The sequence below is a fragment of the Sulfitobacter sediminivivens genome (assembly GCF_042611115.2).
Lineage (GTDB): Bacteria > Pseudomonadota > Alphaproteobacteria > Rhodobacterales > Rhodobacteraceae > Sulfitobacter > Sulfitobacter sediminivivens.
Genome location: NZ_JBHGAR020000006.1, coordinates 121,729 through 147,060 on the forward strand (window position 1 = coordinate 121,729; position 25,332 = coordinate 147,060).

The window sequence follows — 25,332 nt, forward strand, 5'->3', positions numbered from 1 at the left end:
TGCCGCGGTATTTATAAAAAGGGTGAAGTTCAGTCGTTGTCCGTCAGACCCGCACCGGCACCAGCGCGCCGCGAGGCGTCGCTTTCAGGGACCAGAATGCGTGCGGCAAGGGCGTTCATTTTATCAAACAACGCATTTGGCAAGGTGAGCCGCCCAAGGGCTACCTTGGCGGCGGGGCGCTGCACGTCAGCGATGATATCCAAGACCTCACCAATCACTGTTACGCGGGCCGCAAAAGGCAACGCGTCGGCATAACTCTGGGCGAGCGGCAACCACGCGCTTGCCTCTACCTGCCCGCGCGGCGACGCGCCGCCTTTTTCCAACACACGCGTGAACGCGACTGGAAAATCCATGATCGGCCCTTTTGGCAGGGCATCAAGCGCTTCTGAAACATAGCGCATGTCGCGCCCGGCACAGATATGGTGCACGACGGCGCGGCCAAATTCGCTGGCTTGTGCGGGCGGTGCGCCGGCACCACGGGCAGCTTTGCCCGCCAGCACCATCACTTCGTTGGAAGAGCAAGTCATGCGGCAAAGACCGGCAGCCACCAGTCATCCGGATTGGTGCAAAGATCATCCGCCAAGGGCGCGCCCTGGCAAAGGGTGATGCGGGTCCAGCGGTCTGATTTGGGATCGAATTTCGACGCGCCAAAGAACGATAGCTTGCACCGCAGCATGTCAATGGGCAGGCAAGATGTTGCAATCAGATTGTCGCGGATTTCAGCGTAAGGATATTGCGCACCAAGCTGCACCCGTGAAATGGCCAACCCGTGGTCAGGATGATCTGCCAAAAAATCAGAAAGCGCGATGTTGACCTCCTCAAGCGCTGTATGGAGCGCCTTGACGCGCCGACCAATGTCGAGCGGGCTTTCCAGATCGGCACCGGGTTCGTCAAATCGCAGCCCAAGACGTGGCTCCTGCTTTGCTTCTGAGACATACCAGAACTGGCCGCAGCCTTCGGGGTCATTGTAGTCTGGGGTCAGCGCCCATGCAAAATGTTCTTCAATCTCTGTTCGTAAGGCTGCAGTGTTACCGATGGGCGCATAGAACCCGCCAAAAGGGTCGCCCATACACTCGGCCAGTCCATCCACCAGATCGCCAAACGGTTCGATGATCAGCGCGACCATTAATTCCTGCACGTCGCAGCTTTGGCGCGCAACGGCGTTCATCACACCATCAAGAGGTTCGTGACCACGAAGCGCATCCGGTGTCAGAAGACCCTTTGCAATTTCCCAACCCGCGCGCAACGTGACGATGCGGGCCTGATGGTTTGGGTCCGGCACGTTCCATTCTTGCAGATGTCGTGCCGCGCGTTCTGCCAGATTGGACAGGCACGCCACTTTCGCGTCATCCAGTGCCTCAATCGCGCGAACACGTGCTAGAGCGGTTTCGCGGACAAGCATCCAATTGTTCAGCAAAACCGGGTGGTTGACCAGAAAAGGTGCCATACCAAGGCCGGTTGAATTGCCGATCCCAAGGTGCCGCTTGAGAGTGGTCTCCAAGGTGCCGCGCCCGACGTGTTCTGCCAATTCATGGGTAAAATGCCGGATCAGCCAGACGGTCAGCATTTCGGCGGCAAACGGCCCTTCAAGTGCGGGGCGCGTTTCAATAATATCGCGATCCGCGATGCCGAATTTGCCGTTTCCATATACCGCTGTGGTGCGCATCAGGTATCCCACATCGCGGATCATATCGGGGTTCGGTTGACGACCCGCACGCAATGATTGGGTCACATGGGCAAACAGACGCACAGATTTATTGGCGCGGCTTAGAACCAGGTCGCGCTCGGTGAATCTGGCGGCTTCCTGTTTGGGGGCAGCGGCGACGATCCGGGAAATCTCGGACGTGTCCGGGATGCCATCATAAAGCACATAGGCGGTGTCCCAGGCTGTTGCGATCACCCTGTCGGTTCGCATCTCGGGCGGCAGATCGGTTGACACCGCGACCAGCGAATAATCATACCCGCCAAGATGCAGGCAATAGACCGCGTGACCAAACCCTTCGGCGTCCATATTCCAAATTGGGCGGCTAATTTTGACTTTGTCCTCTGCCAGACGACGCATCAGGCTGCGCAAGAAAGACAACCGGGTGGGAAACATTGACCCCATGCGGGCCAATCGCATCACGTCGTCCGGATCACGCAGAGGTTTTTGCGGCGGCGGTGGTTTATCAAGCATCGGTCACCTCCCAAGAGCAATCGTGGTTGCAGGCCCATCTAGCGACATAGGGCGTCATGATTTTGCTTCAAAGCTATGTTCATAAAACCGAAGCCAGTTGCCGCCCATGATCCCGTCAATTTCGGCACGCGACATGCCAACATTAGTCAGGCCGCCCCGAATATTTCCAAAGTCGCGGTTGTCATTGAACCACGTGGGCATCGTCGGAAAGCCCGCATTGCTGGCCGATCCTTCACCATAGTCAATGCCCTTGGTCCAGCGCCCGACACGCATCCACGTGACAATCTCATCTGGGTGGTCCTGACAAAGGTCCGTCCCGATGCCCAGGTTTTCAGCACCATAACGTGTGGCTGCTTCTGCGATCATCTGACAGAATCCATCCAAGGTACAATCCGATCCACCTGCAAGATGATGCGGATAGACCGAAAACCCCAACATGCCCCCGGCCCCGGTCAACGCCTTTAGGACCGCATCGGATTTATTGCGTAGTGCAGCGTGCCACCAATGTGGATTGGCGTGCGTGATGGCAATGGGGCGGGTGGAATGATCAATGGCTTCCAAGGTCGAGCGGTCCGCAGAATGGGACATATCCACCACCATCCCAACCCGGTTCATCTCTGTCACAACCGCGCGTCCCATGCGGGTGAGGCCGGTATCGTCCTCCTCGTAGCAACCCGTCGCGAGCAATGATTGATTGTTGTAGGTCAGTTGCATGAACCGAATGCCAAGCTGATGGCAGATTTCGACCAAACCAATGTCGCCCTCAATTGGACTTGGGTTCTGAAAGCCAAAGAAGATGGCCGTGCGATTGGTTTGCTGGGCCCGGATCACATCTGCTGCTGTTGTGCCTTTGAAGATCAGATCAGGGTGATCCTCGAACCAGCGGTTCCAGCGTTCCAGGTTGAGCACCATTTCCCGAAAGCTTTCGTGATAGGCGATGGTGACATGCACCGCATCCACCCCGCCTGCCCGCATCTGAGCAAATATTTTGGGAGAGAAGTTGGCGTATTGCAGGTTGTCTATCAAAGGGCTTTTCATGGGGACGAGCATGCGGTGAAACAGGCAAATGCTCAATTGCTAAAAACGACGTACCGCCGGGCCAAATGACCACCTGTTCGGGCATGTCAGACCTTTTGCTGGGTATAACGTCTCAGTTCCGCCCGCGCGACCTGACGGCGGTGCACAGCGTCGGGGCCGTCGGCCAGACGCAGCGTGCGCACATGGGTCCAGCCATGTGCCAGCGGTGTGTCTTGAGATATCCCTTGCGCCCCGTGCATTTGCACTGCCTCGTCTATCACCTTTAGCGCCATGCGCGGGGCAATCACCTTGATCTGGCTGATCCAGGGGGCAGCAGCGCGTTTGTCGCCCTGATCCATGAACCACGCGGCCTTGAGGCACAAAAGCCGGGCCATTTCGATCTCCATCCTGCATTCTGCAATGATGTCATAATTCGCCCCCAGACTTGCCAATGGTTTGCCAAAGGCCTCGCGGTCCAGTGAGCGGCGGCACATCAATTCCAGCGCTGCTTCCGCCTGACCGATGGCACGCATGCAATGATGAATACGCCCGGGGCCAAGTCGGCCTTGGGCGATTTCAAATCCGCGCCCTTCGCCCAGCAGCAGATTTTCGGCAGGCACCCGCACATTGCTAAAGCGGATGTGCATATGCCCGTGCGGCGCGTCGTCATGGCCATAGACCTGCATCGGACGCAGGATTTCGATGCCTGGCGTTGCCGCATCGACCACGATCATCGACTGACGGTCGTGTTTGGGCAGGTCGTCAGAGCCCGTTTTAACCATAACGATATAGACCTTGCATCGCGGATCGCCCGCGCCGGATGCCCACCATTTTTCGCCATTCAAGACATAGTCGTCACCATCACGCACGCAGGACATGCGAATGTTGGTCGCATCAGAGCTTGCCACATCGGGTTCCGTCATCAGATAGGCAGAGCGGATGTGCCCGTCGAGCAGTTGAGACAACCATTTGTCTTTCATGGCTTTGGTCCCGTAGCGCTCAAACACCTCCATGTTGCCGGTGTCGGGCGCGGAGCAATTAAACACTTCGGCCCCAAGCGGCGTCTTGCCCATTTCCTCGGCAAAGAGCGCATATTCAACAGTGCTGAGCCCAAACCCTTTGTCGCTGTCGGTAAGCCAAAAATTCCACAGACCAGCGGCCTTGGCTTTGGCCTTTAGGCTCTCAAGGATTTCCGCCTGCATGTCCGTATAGGTCCAACGATCACCCTTGTTGATTTCGGCGTGGTACGCCTCTTCCAGCGGCATCACCTCGTCGCGTATCATCGCAGCGACCCGGTCAAGCAGTTCGCGATTTTCGGGGCGCATTTCGAAATTCATCTCTGTCTTCCTCTGGGTTGGCGCAATACGGGGCTTTCCCCTCCTGCGCAGACTTGCTTAGATTGCAGCAGCTTGTCCATGGGCATTGAGGGGAACGTGAAGTGCATAACTACGACCACGGTACGTTGGAGCGCTATCTGGAGGCGCATGTGCCGGGGTTTGGTGCGCTGGATGCCATTGAAAAGTTTTCGGATGGGCAATCAAACCCAACCTACAAGATCACGTCCGGGACGCGCCAATTCGTGCTGCGGGCCAAACCGCCTGGCAAATTGTTGAAATCGGCCCATGCGGTGGATCGGGAATACCGTGTCATGCAGGCATTGGCAGCTACAGATGTTGCGGTGCCAGAGGTGCTGCATCTTTCCGGCGATGACAGCCCGATGGGCACGCAGTTCTTTTTGATGGACATGGTGCAGGGGCGTATTTTCTGGGATCCCGCCCTGCCGGAACTGGACAGGCCTGCGCGGGCGCGAATCTATGATGCGATGAATGCGACGCTGGCGGCCCTGCATTCGGTTGATCCGGTTCAGGTGGGTCTTGGCGACTTTGGCAAACCCGGCAATTACTTTGAACGTCAGGTGGGCCGATGGTCCGGGCAGTACCGCGATGCCGAAACGGACAGATTGCCAGACGCAGATTGGGTTATGGATTGGCTGGCCGCCAATATGGTGGCCGATGATGGTACCAGCGCCATCGTGCATGGGGATTATCGCATCGACAATATGATCTTTGCGCCAGACGCCGAGAACGTCGCGGCCCTGTTGGATTGGGAATTGTCCACACTGGGGCATCCGCTGGCCGATCTGGCCTATCAATGCATGCATTGGCGCCTGCCCCATGCGGGGCATTTTTGCGGGTTGGCGGGGGTAGACAGGGCCGAGATCGGATTGCCGTCTGAGGACGCGTACGTCGATCAATATTGCGAAAGGCGCGGTATTGCGCGACCTCAGAATTGGAAATTCTACGTTGTGTTTTCATATTTTCGTCTGCTCGCGATCCTTCAGGGCGTCTTGAAACGGGGGCTGGATGGCAATGCATCAAATCCCAAGAATAGCGATATGATGCGGCAGGTGATTGCGTTGATGGCGCATGACGCAAGGAAACTGGCCCATGGCTAAGGATGGCATCATCGAATATTTCTATGCCGCCCATTCGGCTTATGCCTATCTGGGCGCGTGGGAATTAGCGCGGATTGCCAAGCAGACCGGTTGGACTGTTCAACATCGCCCCTTTGATTTTGCACCCGTCATGGCGGCGGCGGGTGGCAAGGCGTTTCGAACGCGAACACCCGCGCATATCAACTATTTCTTTGGCCGCGAGTTGGTGCGGTGGGCCGAGTGGCGCGATCTGCCGATGATCGGGCATCGGCCCACCTATCATGACCACCCGCTGGCATTGGCCAATGGGATGATTATCGCCGGCGGTGCAGATGCGGATGTTCTGAGCCAGGCCATTTTACAGGCCCATTGGCGCGATGACGCTGACATTGCCGACAAGGAAACGCTGCGGGCATTGGCTGATGGATCAGGACTGGATGGGACGGCTCTTTTAGATTCGGCGATCTCGGAGGCCGTTCAGACACGGCATCGCATCAATACGGACGAAGCCATTGCGCGAGGTGTGTTCGGGTCACCGACCTATTTTATCCGGGGCGATATGTTTTACGGTCAGGACCGTTTGCAAATGGTTGAACGCGCGATCACCACGCCTTTTGCCGTCTAAGTTTCGGTTGACAGTCCAATGGCCGAACGCGCCAATGGGCCGATTGTTAAAAAGAGATCAAAATGAGCGAACCATCAGCCAAAACCTATGATGTCGTAATTGTCGGCGGGGCGATTTATGGCTCGTCGCTGGCGTGGTGGCTGACCAACACAGCGGGTTTTGACGGGTCCGTATTGGTGGTGGAACGTGACCCAAGTTACACCTTTGCCTCAACCAGCCACACAAATTCTTGCATCCGCCAGCAGTTCAGCAACCGTACAAACATCCAAATCTCGCAATTCGGGGCAGCCTTTATCAAGGATTTCCGCACCCAAATGGGCGGCGATCCGGATGTGCCACATTTGGCGCTGCAAAGCTTTGGTTATCTGTATCTGGCCGACACACCCGCGTTTGCAGCGACATTGCGCGACGCCCAGAAAATCCAAACCTCCCTTGGTGCCCATACCCGGCATATGAGCCGCGATGAAATTGCCACCGCCTATCCGTTTTATCAGCTTGATGACATCATCGCCGCCAATCACAACACAGTGGACGAGGGCTATTTTGATGGCGGGACGATGTTTGACTGGTTCAAACGCATGGCGCGTCGAAATGGCGTTGAATACATCCATGATGAGGTCATCGGAATGACACTGAATGCGGCCAAATCTGCAGTGGACGCGGTCACGTTGAAGTCTGGCATGGTGATCGGCTGCGGCGTGGTTGCCAACTGCTCTGGCCCGCGTGCTGCGGCCACGGCGCAGATGGCGGGCATCACCCTGCCCGTGGTGGCGCGCAAAAGGTACAGTTATCTCTTTGATGCGACCCATGCGCTCGACGGTGTCTTGCCGCTGACAATTGATCCCTCCGGGGTGCACATGCGATCAGAAGGTAAGTACTACCTCGCCGGATGCCCGCCCGACATTGACCCGGATGTGGCCTATGACGACTTTGAATTTGACCATGCGCTATGGCAGGAAAAGGTATGGCCGATCATTGCGACCCGCGTGCCTGCCTTTGAACAGGTCAAAGTCATCAATGAGTGGGTCGGCCATTATGCCTACAACACTCTGGATCAGAATGCGATTTTGGGCATGCATACGTCGGTCAACAACTTTGCTTTTCTCAACGGGTTTTCCGGCCATGGGTTACAGCAATCCCCGGCCATCGGGCGCGGCATGGCCGAGCTGATTGCGTATGGGGAATACCGCGCGCTTGACCTGAGTCCTTTCAATTATGAACGAATTGAAAAGGGCGAAATGCTTGTGGAGAAGGCGGTGATATGAAGCTTGCAACAAATCGTTTTCTGGAGGCGATCAAGAAAGGTCAACAACAGGTCGGGCTGTGGATTTCGCTCAGCCACGGGTATGCTGCCGAAGCGGTTGCACCCGCCGGATATGACTGGGCGCTGCTGGATATGGAACACAGTCCAAATGAACTGGGGTCACTCTTGGGCCAACTTCAGGCCTTTGCGGCAAGCGACACGACGGCAATAGTGCGGCCCGACTGGAACGATGCGGTCAAGGTCAAGCGCCTGCTTGATCTGGGGGTGCCGGGACTGTTGTTTCCGATGGTTCAGTCGGTCGAGGAAGCACGTGCTGCTGTTGCTGCGTGCCGCTATCCGCCACGCGGCGTGCGCGGCGTCGCGGGTACCATGCGCGGCAATAAATTTGGCCGGGTGACGAACTATTGTACCGAAGTCGAAAACCAGACGGCGATCTTGATTCAGCTTGAAACAAAACAGGCGGTGGAAAAAGCGGTAGATTTTGCGAGTGTTGATGGCGTGGACGGGATATTCTTTGGTCCTGCCGACATCGGCGCGGACATGGGCATACTGGGCAATCCGATGCACGCCGATATCTGGGCGCTGATCCGACCTGCGGCGCGCAAGCTGATGGAACGGGGCATGCCAGTGGGCACCTTGGTGTCCAATCCGGATTTTGCCGTTGAGTTGCTCAACGACGGGTTCAGCTTTGTCGCCTGCGGATCGGATGCCGGGCTGTTGGCGCGGGGGGCCGATACCTTGTTGTCCCATGTGCGCGGTAAATTGATTTGAAATTGCAATGGACGGAATAGCGATATGAAACTGAAGAAACTGGTTTTGACCGGGGCTGCGGGACGATTGGGGTCATACTTGCGCGAACCTTTGGCTGCGATGTGCGACGAACTGCTCAGCACTGATATTGCCGATGATATTGGCAAACTCTATCACGGTGAGCGCTATGAAAAAGCTGACCTGGCCGAGATGGATCAGATCAAGCCGCTGCTGGAAGGCGCGGATATGGTTGTGCATTTTGGGGCCATTGTGGACGAAAAACCCTTTGAGGAATTGCTTGGGCCAAATTTCATCGGCTCCTACAACATTTGGGAAGCAGGATATCAACACGGTGTGCGCCGCATCGTTTATGCATCGTCGATCCACGCGGTTGGTATGCACAAAAAGGCCGATTTCATTGGCATCGACGCGCCCCATCGCCCGGATACGTTTTATGGTTTGGCGAAATGCTTTACCGAGGATCTGGGCAGCATGTACTGGGACAAGCGCCAGATGGAATCAGTGCATCTGCGCATCCTGTCGGCTGCACAGGTGAACAATTCCCGCGCCTTGGGATCGTGGTTGTCGTATGATGATCTGATCCAGCTTGTGACGCGGGCGGTTGATACACCCTCGGTTGGGTTCAGCATCATTTACGGTGTGTCCAACAATGACCGCTGCCCGGTGGACAACGCCAAGGCATCGTTTCTGGGGTATCGGCCCAAAGACAACGCCGAACAATTTGCGAATGATGTGTTGGCCGAAGACGGTCCTGTCGACGTCACCGACCCCGGCCAGATGTGTCATGGCGGGCCGTTTGCCAAGGTCGATCTGGGCCAAAGCGGATTGGCGCAGATGACCATTGTGAACGATAAAAAAGAAACCTGATCAGCCGGGGGCGGCCTTTGGGAGTCGTCAGGTGCCAGGATCTCTTGATATCAGGATGGCGCGAAAATCATTGACGTTTGTCCCGGTCGGTCCCGGGACAAACAAATCGCCCAATGCATCAAACGCGCTCCATGCATCATTGGCCGACAGTATTGCCATCGGGTCCATCCCAGCGGCCAACAGACGCGGCGCTGTGGTGCCGTCGGCAAAGGCCCCGGCGTTGTCTTCGGACCCGTCTATGCCGTCGGTATCTGCGGCCATGGCCACCACTCCTGATAGCCCCGCGATGCCACGCGCAAATGCGAGCAGAAATTCGGTGTTGCGCCCCCCCTTGCCCGTACCGTGTAACGTCACCGTGGTTTCGCCCCCTGACAGGATCGCCACAGGTTTGGCAAATGGCGCATCCTTCTGCACCACATGCCGCGCAATGGCGGCGTGCATCAGGCCAATATCACGTGCTTCGCCTTCTATAGCGTCTGATAGAATAACAGGGGCATAGCCTGCTTTGGCAGCAACATGTGCTGCCGCTTTCAGCGACAACGCTGCGGACGCGATCACTTTCACCTCATTGTGTGCAAAACAGGCGTCATCGGGCCGTGGTGCGCGCGCCGACGGGGTGCTGATAAACGCAGCAATCCGTGACGGCAAATCAATGCTGTAGCTCTTGACCAACGCAGCTGCGGCCAGCCCGTCAATTGCATCCGGCACGGTCGGGCCAGAAGCAACCTGGGCAGGATCATCGCCCGGAACGTCAGACACCACCAAACTGACCACCTTTGCAGGATAGGCCGCCTGCGCCAGTCGCCCGCCTTTGATCCGACTGAAATGTTTGCGGATCGCGTTCATCACGCCAATGGGCGCGCCTGAGGCAAGCAGGGATTTGTTGAGCGCCTGTTCATCCTCCAGCGTGAACCCCTCGGGTGGCGCGGGCAACAAGGCAGAGCCGCCACCGCAGATCAGCGCAATCACCAGATCATCTTTGCCAAGACCCGACACCGCCTTGAGGATTTCAGATGCGGCACCAACCCCAGCCTGATCGGGCACCGGATGCGACGCTTCGAGCACGCGAATGACCTTGCATGGGGCGGCGTACCCATACCTTGTGACCACCACACCGCTGATCGGGCCATCCCACATATCCTCAAGTGCTGCGGCCAATTGTGCGACGCCTTTGCCAGCGCCAACAACCACCAAACGGCCCTTGGGTTTTGCGGGCAAGTTCCCTTGCAATGCGCCGTGCGGGGCCGCAGCAAGAATTGCCGCATCAAACAGCTTTGAGAGAAGTGTCTTACTTTGCTTAAACGTCATATTTCGACATCACAGAGAAAGACGCCCTCAGCACCGCCCTTAATTTGCGCCACCAGATGCGCCCCAACGTCGAGATGAAGGGAATGCAACAAATAGGCATCGCATGCCTCTGCATCCTGAAAGTCGGTCCAAATGACCGTTTGAATTCACATAAATATGATGGAGGATCATGGCGCACTCCTTTTGCTGGCCGCCATTGTTGCGCGATGAGCAGTGCCCAGCAAGCCCCGTTATGCCGTGCCTCCCACATTCCATCCGCGACCTTGCGTGCCGAACATTTCGTATCCGGTCTCTGTCACGGTCAATGTGTCTTCAAGTTTGATAAATCCGCGTTTCGGATGTAGCATATGGGTCTCAACCGACAACACCATCCCCGTCTTCAGGGGCTTATCTGCATCGCGCCCTTCGTAAGCGACCGGATGATTGGTCAACAAGAACGGGGCTTCGTGGCTGACCAGACCCATGCCATGCCCAAAGAAGTCTGTAATATCTTTATGCGGTTGTCGCGCCAGAGCCGCCTGCCCTGCGGCAATCAGGGCGGCACCGGGTGCCCCTGCTTTCACTTCGGCAAAGGCCGCCTGTTGAATTTCCTCAATCTCACCCAGCAGATCGATGAGTTCAGCGTCTGGATCGCCTAAAACGCCCATCCGGCAAATGTCACCAATATATCCGTCCAGATTGCCCCCTGAATCAATCGACAGCACCTCTCCTTTTGCCCATGCCTGATCCGATCCGGCGCGGTTGTGGCTGGCCCCCAGGGTCAACAGGCAATAGTCGAACTGCAGACCCCGATTGGTTTCTTCGCAGCGCAGGCGTTCGATGATCTGGTGTTTGGTGCTGCCCGTGCCAGATGCGGCGATGGTCGCCCGCATCGCATCGGTGATCCTCTCAGACGCCTCGCGCAGCATCGCAAGCTCTGCGGGGGATTTGACCGCGCGCAGGTTCTCCATCACCGCTGTGGCATCCAACAATGCAGTGTTCGGCAAAGCGTCTGTCAGAACCGCATGAGAATCCGATGGCAGAAACGATGGTTCGACGCCGATCCGGCCGGTCGTAAAGCCAACTTTGTTCAGATGGGCGATGGCCTGTTTGACACTGTCCACACTGCCCCAGGCCATCGGATAGAAATGTGGGACCCAGAACGGGTCGTTGTCATGTTCGCCTTTTTCCATTGTGTTGGCGACATAGGCAGTCTTTTCCTTATCCCCCCGCAGATAGATCAGAATAGGCAGGTACCGCCCGTGGCCGATGGCATCCATGGCAGAAAAGAAGATGAACTTGTGCCCGCCCAACAGATATTGAACGTTATGCTTGGAGGTGATCATCAACGCATCAAGCCCCGCGTTCTCCATCAGGCTATCCAGATGATCAAAGGTGTAGTTCAGCGTGCCCATGTTAGCGTCCTTTGTCTGTCTTGGCTGGGATCAGATGAAAATCGGGCGCGTCCCGCAAGACCTTCTCTGGACCCGTGGGCGAATAAACCACGAATAGTTCCATCTGTTGGGCATCTGTGTTCTGTGTCGCATGAAACCGGCTTTCAGGAATGAAGATGGTGCATCCCGGCCCAACTTGCCGGGTCTCTGGGACGCCGTTTTGGTCCTCTACCATCTGCTCTCCAGTGCCTTTGATGATAAATATGATCTCTTCTGCGCCGTGATGATTATGGCGGGTATGCCCTTGCCCCGCTGGGACAAATACCACCCCGGCTGAGATCCGTGTTGCGCCGCTTACCTCTGGCGCGCAGGTGAGCGCCAGCCGCCCCCAATCAAACCCAAAATTATCGACATCATTAGGAAAGACAAAGAACTTTTCCATTTCACTCATTGCCCCTTGTCCTTTTTGCCACTGCAAGATCAATACTTTTGAACCTCTTGATCTGATCGCGGATCGCAATTTCGGTGGGCAGACGTTCGGCGCTGCTGGCCCCGTAAAATCCGTGGCAGCGTTCACAGTGCCGCAGTACAAAGGCAGCATCATCCGGCATGGCAATTGGCCCGCCATGACAAATCACGATCACATCTTTACGCACGCTGCGCGCGGCGGCAGCGATCGCGTCAATCTCGGCCACGCAGTCGTCAAGGCTTTTGGCCGAAGTTGCCCCGATGCTGCCCCCGGTTGTCACGCCCATATGCGCCACCACGATATCTGCACCTGCGCGCGTCATTGCCACCGCCTCGTCCTGGTTGAACACATATGGGGTGGTAAGCAGGTCAAGGTCATGGGAGGCTGCGATCATATCAACCTCAAGCCCATATCCCATGCCGGTTTCCTCAAAGCTTTGCCGCATGGTGCCATCAAAAAGCCCAATCGTCGGAAAATTCTGAACGCCAGAGAAACCCATCGCTTTTAATTCGGCTAAGAATTGTGGCATCAGGATGAACGGATCGGTGCCGTTTACCCCGGCCAACACAGGCGTGTGTTTGACCACCGGCAGCACCTCAACCGCCATTTCTTTGACGATCTCATTGGCATTGCCATAGGCCAGCAAACCCGCTGATGATCCACGCCCTGCCATCCGGTAGCGTCCGGAATTGTAGATCACGATCAGATCAATGCCGCCCGCTTCCTCGGACTTGGCCGACAGGCCTGTCCCTGCGCCGCCGCCAATAATCGGTTGGCCAGCGGCAATGAGTGCGGTAAATTTCTTGAGTATCTCGGCGCGGGGGATTGCGGGCATATGTTTTCCTAAATGATCTGCTGAAATGCATCCGCCGCAGCGGCAGAGAATGCGGGATCGTTGATGTGATGCGGGACGCGTTTGATCTTGCGAATGTCCGTCTGGATCAGGGTCATTTCAATGGCAGAAAAAAGAGCGGCATCTGCGACCGGATCCCAAAACGAGCCGCCTTCAATATCAAGGGCCGAAATGCCGTGTTCAGGCAAGAGCAAACAGATCGGCCCCTCTGCCTTGTTAAGCTTGGTCGCGATCCAGTGACCGATGCGCATGCATTCATCAGCCGTGGTGCGCATGAGGGTCACATTTGCATTGTGGCGATTAAACAACCGGTCCTTGAAATCAGGGGGCACAGTGTCCGGGGCCCAAAAGTTGACCATGTCGAGCGCCCCCACAGAGCACACATAGGGTTTGCCACTGCTGATCACCGCATCCAGCCGCGTGGCCCCCGCGGACAGGACACCACCGACAATTTCATCCGCAATCTCGGTCGTCGTGATGTCGATCAGGCCATCCAGCATGGATTGGCTTAGCAGCTGTTCCATACATCGCCCCCCGGTGCCGGTGGCGTGAAAAACCACGCAGTCAAATTGATCTTCGAGCAGGGCAATAATCTGTGTGACGCTGGGTGTTGTCACGCCAAACATGCTCAGACCAATGGAAGGTTTGCCCAATTCAGGCGCTGAATAAGGGTGTGTCGCCATTCCCAGAATCGATTGCGCCGCGTTGTACAGAATCTGACGGCTGAGCCGGTTCAGCCCCGCCAGATCAGTCACCGACGGCATCATGATGATGTCGCTCGTGCCGACATAGGGGGCCACATCGCCCGAAGCCAGCGTGGATACCATGACCTTTGGCACGCCATAGGGCAGCGCACGCATGCCTTGCGTGATGATAGATGTCCCACCGCCCCCGCCGATGCCAATCATCGCCTCAATCTGATCTGTGCGGGCCGTGCAGAACCGTGCAAAGGCCAGTGCCATTGCAGCCACTGCATGGCCACGGTCATCGCCTTTCAAAACGGCCGCCTGACCATCTGGATGATGTCGGGCGACCTCAGGTGCTGAAACATCCACCGCGACGCCGGGAGCGCGTATCCCGACATCGACGACGCAAACGTCCTGGCCGCCCTGCGCGATCAGATCACGCAAATAGCCAAGTTCAACTGCCTTGGTGTCAGATGTCCCAACTAAAAAAATCATGCGCGTCCACTTCTAGTCCGCCCGAAAGTCTAAACTGGTCTGGCCAGTTTGGGTAATATTGGGATATAATGCAACAACACCTCATGCGTGCCAGACAAATATATTTTGCAATTCATACTGAAATATTCGCATATGTTCCAGTTTTCTCCACGATTCCGGCATAATAACCGATGAATATGCAAGCCAACAATGTCTTGACAGAGCCTTTCATCTGGTATTACCAAAATAGACAAGATCAGACGATGTCGCGGCCCGCTGCCAATATGAGAGAAGCCGCAACCAATAAGACGCTGCAAAGGCGATTTTAAACCAAAGCTGGGAGGATTGGAAAAATGAAGAGAACGATAAATGGGATGCTTGCAGGGGTCGCGTTTGGCGCACTTTCAGCAACAGCGACCTGGGCCGAAGATCTGGTGATTTTCTGGGCCGAATGGGACCCTGCAAACTATCTGCAAGAACTCGTAAACGAGTATGAGGAAGAGACCGGCATTTCCGTGACGGTTGAAACCACGCCGTGGTCGGATTTTCAGACCAAGGCATTCACCGAATTCAATGCCCGTGGCAGTGCCTATGACATGATCGTTGGCGATAGCCAATGGCTGGGTGCGGCTTCTGAGGGCGGCCATTATGTGGATCTGACGGAGTTTTTTAACAAGAACAACGTGGGCAACATCATGGCTCCCGCGACGGTGAAATATTACGCGGAATATCCCGGCAACTCCGGCACCTATTGGGCGATCCCTGCCGAAGGGGACGCGGTGGGCTGGTCCTATCGCAAGGACTGGTTCGAAGATCCGGCAGAAATGGCTGCGTTCAAGGAAAAATACGGCTATGACCTCGCGCCACCCGCAACCTGGGCGCAGATGACTGATATTGCTGAATTCTTTCACCGGCCCGACGAGAACCGCTATGGCATCGCGATCTATACCGACAACAGCTATGACGCGATGGTCATGGGCGTAGAAAACGCGATCTTCTCCTATGGCGCTGAGCTCGGTAATTTTGAGACCTACGAGGTCGATGGCTACGTGAATTCGGCCAAGGCGGTCGCGGCGCTAGAGAACTACAAAAAGCTTTACAGCTACACGCCTCCGGGCTGGGCCAAGTCGTTCTTTGTAGAGAACAATCAGGCGATCACTGAGGGCCTTGTGGCCATGTCGATGAATTACTTTGCCTTTTTCCCGGCGCTACTGAACGAAGCGACAAACCCCCATGCCGCCCACACCGGCTTTTTTGCCAACCCGGCGGGTCCGGATGGCGATCAATTTGCCGCTCTTGGGGGACAAGGTATCTCAGTGGTCAGCTATTCCGACAATCAAGAGGAATCGATGAAGTTCCTTGAGTGGTTCATCAAGGACGAAACCCAGAAACGTTGGGCTGAATTGGGCGGATACACGGCAAGTGCCGCCGTGCTCGAGTCGGAAGAATTCCGTCAGGCGACACCTTATAACGAGGCGTTTTATCAGACCATGTTCAAGGTCAAGGATTTCTGGGCGGTCCCTGAATTTGCGGAGCTTTTGACCGCAGCCAACCAACGGCTTTATCCATTCATCGTAGGCGACGAAGGCACAGCGCAGGAAACGCTTGATGCCCTGGCTGCCGATTGGAAAGCAACATTCGAAAAATACGGCCGCGGGCAATAATCCGAGCCGCCATAGGTCAAAACATGGGGCGCTGCGGCGCCCCTCCCTTTCCCTACTACCTTTGAGACGCAAGGACGCATCCCAATGGCGAATGAAGTCATGACCAGATTGGACCCGAACTCCCGCGCGGCAGTGAAGGGGCTGAGTGATCTGACGATCCGAAACCTGTTCATCATACCGACCATTGCGTTTCTGATTATTTTCAACATTTTCCCGCTTCTCTATTCACTGGGCTATTCGTTTACCGATTTCCGCGCCTCGACCCGTGCGCCCGCCAACTTCGTCGGTCTGCAGAATTACCGTGATCTGCTTAGCGATCCGTTCATCTGGAAGAACTTTTCGATCACCGCGAAATACGTGCTGATTTCGGTCACCGGTCAGGTCATCGTGGGTTTCAGCCTCGCGATGCTGCTGAACCGCGCGATCCCGGCCAAAGGGTTGATCACCACTCTATTGTTGCTGCCCATGATGCTGTCGATGGCCGTTGTGGGGCTGTTCTGGAAGCTGCTTTATGATCCCAACTTTGGCATCATCAACTATTTCCTTGGCCTTGGTAAATTCGAATGGCTGGCCGATCCGGACATGGCGCTTTGGGCGATTGCGATTGTAGACATCTGGATGTGGTCACCGTTCGTGATGTTGCTGTCGCTTGCGGGGCTGTCCGCCGTGCCCAAGCACCTGTACGAAGCAGCCGAAATTGACCGCGCCGGCAGTTTCTACACGTTCTTTCGCATCACCCTGCCTTTGGTCGCGCCCATCGTGATGATCGCAATCATTTTCCGTACGATGGAGGCGTTCAAGACTTTCGATCTCGCCTATGTCCTGTCATCGCAGCCCACAACCGAACTTATCGCGATCCGCCTTTACAAAATGGCGTTTCAGGAATGGCAGACAGGGATGTCATCGGCGTTTGCCTACATCGTGCTGATCATGGTGGTGGCGATCACCAATATCTATGTGAAATACCTCAATAAAGTGAAGGCACGCTGATATGGCCGGTGTCCGAACCCCCCGCGAAAAATGGATAAACCGCACCGCGATTTTTGCTGTATTTATCGCGCTGATCATCATGTTGACGCCGATCTATTGGATCACTGCAACGGCGTTCAAGCCCCGCAACCTTGCCACCACGATCCCGCCGACAGTTGTTTTCACGCCCGAAGTGTCGCCATTTGTCAAACTCTTCACCAAACGCAGTCAACTGCGCGACCAACCATCGCAGGAAGAATACGATGCCGCCCCATGGTGGGAACAGATGGTGTTCGACGGTGGCGAGAAAGTCGTGCGCAATCGTAAGACCGGTGAGGTGCGTTCATCAGGCTATGGTGATCGCTTTATGAATTCGCTGATCATTTCGATCATCTCAACGGTGCTGGCGGTGTCAATGGGGACGCTCACAGCGTATGGTTTCAGCCGCTTTAGGGTCGCAGGCGAGGACGATTGGCTGTTCTTCATCCTGTCCACTCGCATGTTGCCCCCCGTGGTTGTCGCGATCCCGATGTTTCTGATGTACCGGGTCGTCGGGCTCAATGACACACATCTGGGACTTATCATCCTTTATACCGCCTTCAACCTCAGCTTTGCGGTCTGGATCATGAAAGGGTTCATCGACGAGATCCCAAAAGAATACGAGGAAGCCGCGCTGGTCGATGGCTACACCCGGATGCAGGCGTTCTTCAAGGTTGTTCTGCCCGAGGCACTGACGGGCATGGCTGCCACAGCGGTATTCTGTTTCATCACCGCGTGGAACGAATATGCCTTTGCGCTGATCATGACCAACCGTAACGCACAAACTGCGCCACCCTACATCCCGTCACAGGTCGGTTCGGGCCTGCCTGACTGGACGGTGATTGCGGCGGGCACATTGCTGTTCCTGATCCCGGTCGCCATCTTCACATTCTTGCTGCGCAATCACCTTCTGCGCGGCATGTCCTTTGGAGCGATCCGCAAATGACCTTTCGTTCCCTCAACCAACGCTTTTTGGCCCCCGGCGCACAAACCCTGATGATCTTTGGCATCGTCGCTCTGTGCCAACCGTGGAGCCTGTTCTTGCATCAATACGGTGTAACGCTGACCTTGATTGGGCTCATTGCGTTTCTGGTCACCTCGAAAATTGCACCTGATCCAGAAGCCGAGGAGGATTTTTTCGACGAAGCCGCAGATGTGCTGGAGTTGCACGGTGAACATCCTGAAGACGTGCAAGAAAAGGGCACATACAAAGACGGGGGCATCGTCTGATGGCCCAGATTGAAGTTCGGAATGTGCAAAAGTTCTTTGGTGCGAACCAAGTGCTCAAGGACCTGAACCTGACGATTGAGGATGGTGAATTTGTCGTCATGCTGGGTCAGTCGGGGGGCGGCAAGACAACAGCATTGCGCGCGATTGCTGGGCTTGAGACGGTAACAGATGGTAAAATCCTGATCGACGGCGTCGAAGTGCAAGATCGAAAGGCCGCAGACCGTGACATCGCATTTGTGTTTCAGTCCTTCTCGCTTTACCCGCATATGACTGTGCGCGAAAACATCGCCTTTCCACTGCGTGCCGTGAGAATGGACGCGGCCGGGCGTGACCGGGCGATCAAAGAGGTCGCTGACACGCTGCAGATTACCGAACATCTTGACCGCAAACCATCAGCCCTTTCGGGGGGCGACATGCAACGGGTGGCGATTGGCCGTGCTTTGGTGCGACACCCGCAAGCCCTGCTGATGGATGAACCGCTGGGCGTGCTCGATGCCAAACTGCGTGAACAGATGCGCACCGAACTCAAACGACTGCACATCGCGCGCGGATCAACGTCTGTTTACGTAACCCACGATCAGATTGAAGCTATGAGCCTCGCTGACCGCATCGTGATCCTGCACGACGGGGTGCTGCAACAGATCGGTGCGCCAGATGAGGTTTATCTGCATCCTACCAATCTATTTGTGGCTAAATTCGTGGGCTCTCCGATGATGAATGTTTCTGATGTGGAGCTTGATGGCGCGGTAGTGCGCCTTACTGGGGCCGATACCGGTTTTGCGTTTGATGAGGCCAGGCTGGCACGACTGCGGAATACCGGCGGCGGGATATCGCTTGGCATACGACCAGAGGCGGTGCTGCTACGACACGCCAAGGCAAAAGGCTATGTCGAGGCTCTGACCACCAATATTGAGCCTCTTGGCAGCCATGACATTGTCGATGTGCGTCTGGGCGACACCATATTGCGCGCCCGCACCACAAGCGGTTTTGTAAGGGGTGAGGGTCAAAAAGTCTGGGTCAGTCTTGATCCGTCCCAAGCGCATTTCTTTGACAAACAAAACGAGCTGAACTTGGCTGAGGCGTCCTGATGGCTGATATTGCGCTGCACGGCATTACCAAGAAATTCGGCCCCAACACCGCCCTGCGGGGCGTCGATATTGACATCAAAGATGGTGAATTCTTTGTACTTTTGGGGCAAACCGGTGCCGGTAAGACAACGATGTTGCGGGTGATTGCCGGGTTGGAGAGACCCGATGCGGGCAACGTGATGATCGACGGGCAAGACGCGACAGCCTGGAACGCAGCGCAGCGCGATGTGGCGCTGGTGTTGCAGCAGTATTCGCTATATCCGCGCCTGACAGTGCGCGGCAATCTGGAATTTCCTCTGAAGTCACGGACACAGAATCTGTCAACGGCACAGATCAAGGAACGGGTTGAACGCGCCGCCGAAACCCTTCAGATCACCCCACTTTTGGACCGCAAGGTTGAACGCCTTTCAGGGGGCGAGATGCAGCGCGTTTCCATCGGCCGTGCCATCGTGCGCGAACCGCGCGTTTTCTTGATGGACGAACCATTGAGCGCGCTGGATGCGAATTTGCGCGATGTGCTGCGGGTCGAGCTAAAGAAGCTGCATAACGACCTGGGGGCCACGTTCGTCTTCGTCACCCATGATCAGGTTGAGGCGATGTCGATGGGCGACAAGATCGGTGTGTTGAATAAAGGCAAATTGGTTCAGGTCGGCACCCCTGACGATATCTACAGCAGGCCGATTAACACCTTTGTGGCCCGCTCGGTTGGCACACCGCCAATGAACCTTCTGAGTGGGGCATTGGAAGGGGGCGCTGCGGTTCTAGACGCGGGTGGCCATCGATTGCCCCTGAGACAACCTTTGGGGACAGAGGGGCAGAAAATGCGCTTTGGTGTTCGACCAGAGGACGTTGTGATCACCGCGGATGCCCCAGCCAAGGGGCGCGTCTTTGATGTGGAGAATCACGGGGTGATCAAAATCTTGACCATCGCGACAGATGGCGCGCATATCCGTGCCACTGTGTCGGCTCAGATGAAGGTCGGCATTGATGATCCAATTGCATTTGGCTGGAGGCCAGAGAAAGTTCTGTATTTCGACCATATGTCCGGGCGCAACCTCGCGCTCGACTAAGTCCGGTCAAACCGCTTGCAATATGTGTTCCAGACTTCTGGATTACAGAAGTTCTCGGGCCGCTGTCCTGCCAATATCCGCCGGATTTCGACCACCACGCCCTGCCCCATGCGCAACATACTTTCTTGAGTGATTCCAGCCATATGCGGGGTCAGCACCACATTTGGCAGTTCAAAGAACGGGTGATCCTGCGGCAGCGGGTGGGTCCCAAATACATCCACAGCAGCCCCACCCAGATGGCCAGATGATAGGGCTACTATCAACGCAGCCTCATCGGTGACCGGGCCGCGTGACACGTTAATCAGAACTGCGCCGGGTTTCATCTTTGCGATGGCATCAGCACTGACGATGCCCCGCGTTTCGTCGGTGAGCGGGCAGCAGAGCATCAGAACGTCGGACCGGGCCAACAACGCATCAAACGACACCGCTTCTATATCATCAGGCAGATTGTCGGGTGTGCGCGTCATTGCGATCACCTTGCAGCCAAATCCGTGCTGCGCGATCCGCGCCACTGACGCGCCGATGTTGCCCACACCCAAAATGCCAATACATCGCCCGGACAATTCGCGCCCGTGGTCGGAATGGGCGCGTCCCGCTTCCCAGCCTTGTTTGCGCAGATCCGCATTCACCACCGGATATTTCCTCAGCAGCGCTAGCGCAGACCAGATTGCATGTTCGGCCACAGTCGTTGCATTGGCCCCCGGTACATTGGCTACCAGAACGCCTGCCTTGGTCGCCACCTCGACCGGGATCATATCAAGGCCCGCCCCGTGGCGTACGCAAGCCATCAGACCGGCCTCGCGTTCAATGATTTCGGGCGCGATCCTGGCGCGGACGACGATAATTTCGGCACCGGCACTTTCGTTCAGGATCGCTTCGGGTGTAGGCGCAGATGCAACGCGGTAATCACCAAGGGTCGTCAGATCACGTGTGACATCAGGATGCAGCTTATGGGTTGAAAAGATAACCTTTGGCAGGTTCATAGCGCCTCCGTTACTGCAACGTTTCCCCATCGTTGGCTTCAAGAAGCTCGGACCAATAGCTCATCGCACCACGCAGATGCGAGTTCATCAGGGCCATCGACAAAGCCCCGTCGCGACGGCGCAGGGCCTCATAAATCTGTTGGTGTTCGCCGTGGGACTGGCGGTTGCGATTAGCGTTCTGAAAATAGATCGGCAGGCGGTTTTCGCTCAGGACATAAAAGGTCGTGCACAGATTATAGAATACTTCGTTTTGTGTCGCGCGCACAATCTCAAGGTGGAAATCATGATCAAGCTGAGACAGGCCCTCGCCTGCGGCAATTCGTTTTTCTGACGCGTCCAGTATAACCTCCAGTCGGGCAAAGTTTTCTTCCGTTGCCCGCTCCGCCGCCAGTTCAGCGGCTTTGATCTCGTGAATTTTGCGGACCTCGACGGCTTCGTAAATCTGGCGCGGATCAAGCGGCAAACCCGCACGTGCAAAAAACGCAAGCTGTTCGATGCCACGCCGTTCCTTACACAGGTAAATTCCGGATTTCGCACGCCGCTCAATCACTTGCATTGCCTCAAGGATCGCCAGCGCCTCGCGCACCTGCCCCCGGCTTACGGTAAAATGCTCGGCCAGTTCGCGCTCTGACGGTGCTTTACCCGAATTGGCCTCGGCCACTGCGATCAGATGCGAGGCCAGCGTCGGGAGGAATTCTTTTTCCTGCATGTTATCCTTTTTTGGCAAATTTCTCGATCACGGCCTCATTCATATCCAGCCCTATACCGGGCGTCTGCGGGATTGCAACCATACCGTCCACAACCGTGACCGGGTCGTTGGACAGATTATGGATCATCGGATTGGCCCCCAGTGAAAATTCAACCATAAAGCTGGCGGGGGATGCGGCACAGACGTGCAGACCGGCAAAGAAGCACGGTGCCCCGGCCCATAAATGTGGTGCCAGACGCAAATTAAAGCTTGAGGCAAGTGTACCGATGCGCATCGCCTCGGTGATGCCGCCGCAACAGGCCGGGTCAGGTTGCAGGATATCAACGCATCGCCCCACGATCAGATCGCGAAAGTCAAAGCGCGTTGCCTCGGATTCGCCAGCTGAGATTGGCATGTGACTGGCGGCGCGCACTTCTGCCATGCCAATCTTGTCATCGCCGGTCACTGGTTCCTCAAACCATGCCAGATCACAATCGCGCACGAGATAGGCAAATCGCTTTGCATCCGAGACGGTATAGGTGCCGTGCGCATCCACCATCAGTTCCACGTCCGGCCCCAGGGCATTGCGGGCGGCGATCACCCGTTCTGCAGACCTGTGCGGCGTGCCGTCCATCGCCCCCACGCGCATCTTCACGCCGTTAAACCCGCCAGTGTCGACATAGCTTTGCAATTGCGCACCAATGTTGTCTTTGTCCGCCCAACCACCGGATGCGTAAGCCCGAAGGCGGTCCGATTTAGCCCCGCCCAGCAACCGCCAGACCGGCTTGCCATCTGCCTTGCCCAGAATGTCCCACAGCGCAATGTCGATAGCGCTGATTGCGGCAACCGTCAGCCCGCGCCGCGCCAGGTCAGGCATCACATGACCGGCTTTACGTGCTTTGCCCGCGCGCACGCCATTATAGAAATCTTCCCAAATATAAGTCACATCGGCGGGATCCCTGCCGATCAATCTTTGCCCGAATTCAGTGTTCAGCAAATGCACCAACGTGCCGTAGTCGCCAGCGGAGCCTGCGGCATTCTTGCCTTCGCCCCACCCCACCAGTCCATCGTCCGTTTCAAGCCGCAGGATCGCGGAGTCGAAGGTGCGCAACCTGCCAAAATCGCTGACATGCTGCTTGTCCGCTTCGATCGGGATTTGCACCCACCACGCCTGAGCCGAAGTAATCTTCATCGCAACTCCTCGTTCCCTCAGGCGCAGTGGGAGTACCTGCACCCAAGGGAATGTCGACATCTATCTGATCAGCGGCAAAATGGTTTCTGCAGTGATCTCCATCTGCCGGGCATAGAAACTTTCGGTCAGAACGCTCGACCCGTGATCCTGAATGAACTTGAGCTGTTCGGGCGAGATGTCGACAGGGTTGGTGTCGACCATGTCCGGATAGGGTGCAGCCGGCGTCCGATCAACGGGGGCCACAAACTCGTTCGTCACCGCCCCGTCATAGCCGATCTCTTTGAGCGTGCCGATGATTTTGGCCCAATCCAAATGGCCCAGCCCTGCTGCAAATCGGTTGTTGTCCGCGACGTGAAAATCAAACAGTCGATCCCCTGCAAGCCGGATGGCGTCGTAAATGTTGTCTTCCTCAATGTTGAGGTGAAAGGCGTCAAGACAGACACCAACTTCCGGGCTGACCGCATCGGCCAGCGCCAGCGCCTGAGCGCAGCGGTTGAAGAGATAGGTTTCAAATCTGTTCAATGGTTCGACGGCAATCTTAACACCGACCTTCTGGGCGTGGTGAAAACACTCTATGGTCGCGTCCACCACCCAGCTCCATTCTTCTTCGGGTGTTCCGTCTGGCACCACCTTGCCCACGGTCGCCGGAACAAGTGTGACAATCTCGCCTTCCAGCTCACTCACCATGGTCAAAACACTTTTGACATAATCGACCGACCGCTCACGCTGGCCTTGATCCTTTGCCGCCAGGTTCCGTTCGCCCAGCGTCAATGTCACAGCGCCCCAGCATCGCATGCCGTTTTCCTTCAGCATCGCCAGCGTTTCTTTGGTGTCGTATTGTTCGGGCTCTCCAGAAATCTCAATACTTTCATAGCCATACTGTTTAATCCGGCGCACTGTCGTTTCCAACGGCTCTGCCCGCATCCAGTTGTGTGTCGAAAGATGCATTTGGTTCCCCTCCCAGTGGAATGTGTCTGCAGGCCTTTGGCCTTCATGCGTCCGCAAAAGACCTGAACCGGCCAATGTGGTTCGACCAGTTAGCACTTTGGATAAAATTTGGTCAAGTGGGCGCTTTCAAGATTTTTTCGTTTCAAATATTGATTATTTCTATATCCTGAAGTGTATTATTGATTTCTTAACCTGACCTTGCCCATCAATACATCGCTGCGAAGTCAGGAAATTGGAATAATTTGGTACGACCAGATTTAGAATGTTTGAAACTGAAGGGGGATGTGCGGTGAGAATCGGAATGTGTATGTTTCTGTGGACGACACATATCGGTCCGGAACATGCAGATCTTTTGTCTGATATACGCAGAACCGGGTTTGACGGCGTCGAGATCCCCGTTTTTGAAGGGTCACCTGCCGATTTTGCCGCCATCGGGCGCATGCTGGATGATCTTGGGTTGGACCGCACGGCCGTGGCCGCCATCGGTGATCCTGCGCAAAACCTGATTGCCCCGGATCAGGCGACGCGGACCGCTGGGATTGATCACATGAAATGGGTTCTCGAGTGTACGCAGGCGCTGGGTGCGGATCGGGTGAGTGGCCCGCTGCATTCCACGCTTGGTCATTTTTCGGGGGCTGGGCCAACTGAAGCCGAAATAGGCCATTCGATCGACTGTCAGCGCAAGATCGGTGCGATTGCCGCGGATCATGGCGTCACGATCTGCCTTGAGGCGCTGAACAGGTTCGAATGTTATCTGCTAAACACAATGGACGCTTTGGCCCAACACGTCAGGACCATTGATCACCCAAATATCCGGGCCATGTACGACACTTTTCACGCCAACATAGAAGAGGCCGACCCCATCGGGGCATTGATCCGCAACAGCGACGTCGTCCAGCATATCCACATCTCTGAAAATGACCGCGGCGTGCCGGGACGCGGCAACATTCCGTGGGCAGGCACCTTTGAGGCGATCAAACAGACAGGCTATGACGAATGGCTGACAATTGAGGCATTCGGGCGGGGCCTGCCGGATCTTGCTGCTGCAACGAAGGTCTGGCGCGATTTTGCCGAAAGCCCCGAGGCCGTTTACCGCGACGGCCATGCCCACATCCGCGCTTGTCTGGCTGCCGCCGGGTGTTAA

Annotated in this window: 25 protein-coding genes; 12 read left to right on the forward strand and 13 right to left on the reverse strand. The window is 56.1% G+C overall.

The window, feature by feature from the left end; translation table 11 throughout:
- Positions 1 to 29: 29 nt before the first annotated feature.
- From ACEWL3_RS08885 to ACEWL3_RS08900, 4 genes are all read right to left on the reverse strand, one after another.
- Complete coding sequence (locus ACEWL3_RS08885; RefSeq protein WP_386181050.1) at positions 30 to 527, reverse strand: hypothetical protein; 498 nt, start codon at positions 525 to 527, stop codon at positions 30 to 32.
- Positions 524 to 2,176, reverse strand: coding sequence for a hypothetical protein (locus ACEWL3_RS08890; RefSeq protein ID WP_386181047.1), 1,653 nt, complete (start codon positions 2,174 to 2,176; stop codon positions 524 to 526). Before ACEWL3_RS08890 ends, ACEWL3_RS08885 begins: the two co-directional genes overlap by 4 nt.
- A gap of 54 nt (positions 2,177 to 2,230) precedes the next feature.
- Positions 2,231 to 3,214: a membrane dipeptidase gene (locus ACEWL3_RS08895; RefSeq protein WP_386181044.1), complete on the reverse strand. Its 984-nt coding sequence runs from the start codon at positions 3,212 to 3,214 to the stop codon at positions 2,231 to 2,233.
- An 86-nt stretch (positions 3,215 to 3,300) separates the two neighbouring features.
- Positions 3,301 to 4,530 (reverse strand): acyl-CoA dehydrogenase family protein, encoded by a 1,230-nt coding sequence (locus ACEWL3_RS08900; protein WP_386181041.1) that lies wholly within the window; start codon positions 4,528 to 4,530, stop codon positions 3,301 to 3,303.
- A 101-nt stretch (positions 4,531 to 4,631) separates the two neighbouring features.
- On the opposite strand from ACEWL3_RS08900, the gene ACEWL3_RS08905 reads away from it, so the two are divergent.
- From ACEWL3_RS08905 to ACEWL3_RS08925, 5 genes are all read left to right on the forward strand, one after another.
- Positions 4,632 to 5,648 carry a phosphotransferase family protein gene (locus ACEWL3_RS08905; RefSeq protein ID WP_386181038.1) on the forward strand — a complete coding sequence of 339 codons (1,017 nt, stop codon included), beginning with the start codon at positions 4,632 to 4,634 and terminating at the stop codon, positions 5,646 to 5,648.
- Positions 5,641 to 6,252, forward strand: a complete 612-nt coding sequence (locus ACEWL3_RS08910) for a 2-hydroxychromene-2-carboxylate isomerase (protein WP_386181035.1) — start codon at positions 5,641 to 5,643, stop codon at positions 6,250 to 6,252. The genes ACEWL3_RS08905 and ACEWL3_RS08910 overlap by 8 nt, the downstream gene beginning before the upstream one ends.
- A gap of 62 nt (positions 6,253 to 6,314) precedes the next feature.
- Entirely contained in the window at positions 6,315 to 7,517 is a 1,203-nt protein-coding gene (locus ACEWL3_RS08915) for an NAD(P)/FAD-dependent oxidoreductase (RefSeq protein ID WP_386181032.1), read from the forward strand.
- Positions 7,514 to 8,287: an HpcH/HpaI aldolase family protein gene (locus ACEWL3_RS08920; RefSeq protein WP_386181029.1), complete on the forward strand. Its 774-nt coding sequence runs from the start codon at positions 7,514 to 7,516 to the stop codon at positions 8,285 to 8,287. Before ACEWL3_RS08915 ends, ACEWL3_RS08920 begins: the two co-directional genes overlap by 4 nt.
- A gap of 24 nt (positions 8,288 to 8,311) precedes the next feature.
- Positions 8,312 to 9,154 carry an NAD-dependent epimerase/dehydratase family protein gene (locus tag ACEWL3_RS08925; protein ID WP_386181027.1) on the forward strand — a complete coding sequence of 281 codons (843 nt, stop codon included), beginning with the start codon at positions 8,312 to 8,314 and terminating at the stop codon, positions 9,152 to 9,154.
- Positions 9,155 to 9,181: 27 nt separating this feature from the next.
- On the opposite strand, the gene ACEWL3_RS08930 is transcribed toward ACEWL3_RS08925, so the two are convergent.
- From ACEWL3_RS08930 to ACEWL3_RS08950, 5 genes are all read right to left on the reverse strand, one after another.
- Positions 9,182 to 10,462: a glycerate kinase type-2 family protein gene (locus tag ACEWL3_RS08930; protein WP_386181024.1), complete on the reverse strand. Its 1,281-nt coding sequence runs from the start codon at positions 10,460 to 10,462 to the stop codon at positions 9,182 to 9,184.
- 230 nt (positions 10,463 to 10,692) lie between these two features.
- Complete coding sequence (locus ACEWL3_RS08935; RefSeq protein ID WP_386181021.1) at positions 10,693 to 11,856, reverse strand: M24 family metallopeptidase; 1,164 nt, start codon at positions 11,854 to 11,856, stop codon at positions 10,693 to 10,695.
- A gap of 1 nt (position 11,857) precedes the next feature.
- Complete coding sequence (locus ACEWL3_RS08940) at positions 11,858 to 12,286, reverse strand: cupin domain-containing protein (protein ID WP_386181018.1); 429 nt, start codon at positions 12,284 to 12,286, stop codon at positions 11,858 to 11,860.
- Positions 12,279 to 13,139: a phosphoenolpyruvate hydrolase family protein gene (locus ACEWL3_RS08945; RefSeq protein WP_386181015.1), complete on the reverse strand. Its 861-nt coding sequence runs from the start codon at positions 13,137 to 13,139 to the stop codon at positions 12,279 to 12,281. Before ACEWL3_RS08945 ends, ACEWL3_RS08940 begins: the two co-directional genes overlap by 8 nt.
- 8 nt (positions 13,140 to 13,147) lie before the next feature.
- Positions 13,148 to 14,338, reverse strand: coding sequence for a Tm-1-like ATP-binding domain-containing protein (locus tag ACEWL3_RS08950; protein ID WP_386181012.1), 1,191 nt, complete (start codon positions 14,336 to 14,338; stop codon positions 13,148 to 13,150).
- Positions 14,339 to 14,670: 332 nt separating this feature from the next.
- On the opposite strand from ACEWL3_RS08950, the gene ACEWL3_RS08955 reads away from it, so the two are divergent.
- From ACEWL3_RS08955 to ACEWL3_RS08980, 6 genes are all read left to right on the forward strand, one after another.
- Positions 14,671 to 15,981 carry an ABC transporter substrate-binding protein gene (locus ACEWL3_RS08955; RefSeq protein WP_386181009.1) on the forward strand — a complete coding sequence of 437 codons (1,311 nt, stop codon included), beginning with the start codon at positions 14,671 to 14,673 and terminating at the stop codon, positions 15,979 to 15,981.
- Positions 15,982 to 16,065: 84 nt separating this feature from the next.
- On the forward strand, positions 16,066 to 16,971 hold the full coding sequence (locus tag ACEWL3_RS08960) for a carbohydrate ABC transporter permease (protein ID WP_386181006.1): 906 nt from the start codon (positions 16,066 to 16,068) through the stop codon (positions 16,969 to 16,971).
- Between the two features lies 1 nt (position 16,972).
- The gene (locus ACEWL3_RS08965) at positions 16,973 to 17,935 is read left to right on the forward strand and encodes a carbohydrate ABC transporter permease (RefSeq protein ID WP_386181003.1); all 963 of its coding nucleotides are present in this window, start codon (positions 16,973 to 16,975) and stop codon (positions 17,933 to 17,935) included.
- Positions 17,932 to 18,219, forward strand: coding sequence for a hypothetical protein (locus ACEWL3_RS08970; protein ID WP_386181000.1), 288 nt, complete (start codon positions 17,932 to 17,934; stop codon positions 18,217 to 18,219). Before ACEWL3_RS08965 ends, ACEWL3_RS08970 begins: the two co-directional genes overlap by 4 nt.
- Positions 18,219 to 19,307: an ABC transporter ATP-binding protein gene (locus ACEWL3_RS08975; protein WP_386180998.1), complete on the forward strand. Its 1,089-nt coding sequence runs from the start codon at positions 18,219 to 18,221 to the stop codon at positions 19,305 to 19,307. Before ACEWL3_RS08970 ends, ACEWL3_RS08975 begins: the two co-directional genes overlap by 1 nt.
- Positions 19,307 to 20,377 (forward strand): ABC transporter ATP-binding protein, encoded by a 1,071-nt coding sequence (locus ACEWL3_RS08980; protein WP_386180995.1) that lies wholly within the window; start codon positions 19,307 to 19,309, stop codon positions 20,375 to 20,377. The genes ACEWL3_RS08975 and ACEWL3_RS08980 overlap by 1 nt, the downstream gene beginning before the upstream one ends.
- Here ACEWL3_RS08980 and ACEWL3_RS08985 read toward each other — a convergent pair.
- The 4 genes from ACEWL3_RS08985 to ACEWL3_RS09000 are packed head-to-tail and all read right to left on the reverse strand — an operon-like array spanning position 20,374 to position 24,188.
- Positions 20,374 to 21,360: a hydroxyacid dehydrogenase gene (locus tag ACEWL3_RS08985; RefSeq protein ID WP_386180992.1), complete on the reverse strand. Its 987-nt coding sequence runs from the start codon at positions 21,358 to 21,360 to the stop codon at positions 20,374 to 20,376. The two genes, ACEWL3_RS08980 and ACEWL3_RS08985, sit on opposite strands and share 4 nt — an antisense overlap.
- A gap of 10 nt (positions 21,361 to 21,370) precedes the next feature.
- Entirely contained in the window at positions 21,371 to 22,069 is a 699-nt protein-coding gene (locus ACEWL3_RS08990; RefSeq protein WP_386180989.1) for a FadR/GntR family transcriptional regulator, read from the reverse strand.
- A 1-nt stretch (position 22,070) separates the two neighbouring features.
- The gene (locus tag ACEWL3_RS08995; protein WP_386180986.1) at positions 22,071 to 23,240 is read right to left on the reverse strand and encodes a mandelate racemase/muconate lactonizing enzyme family protein; all 1,170 of its coding nucleotides are present in this window, start codon (positions 23,238 to 23,240) and stop codon (positions 22,071 to 22,073) included.
- Between the two features lie 60 nt (positions 23,241 to 23,300).
- Positions 23,301 to 24,188 carry a sugar phosphate isomerase/epimerase family protein gene (locus ACEWL3_RS09000; RefSeq protein WP_386180983.1) on the reverse strand — a complete coding sequence of 296 codons (888 nt, stop codon included), beginning with the start codon at positions 24,186 to 24,188 and terminating at the stop codon, positions 23,301 to 23,303.
- A gap of 301 nt (positions 24,189 to 24,489) precedes the next feature.
- On the opposite strand from ACEWL3_RS09000, the gene ACEWL3_RS09005 reads away from it, so the two are divergent.
- Positions 24,490 to 25,332, forward strand: a complete 843-nt coding sequence (locus tag ACEWL3_RS09005) for a sugar phosphate isomerase/epimerase family protein (RefSeq protein WP_386180980.1) — start codon at positions 24,490 to 24,492, stop codon at positions 25,330 to 25,332.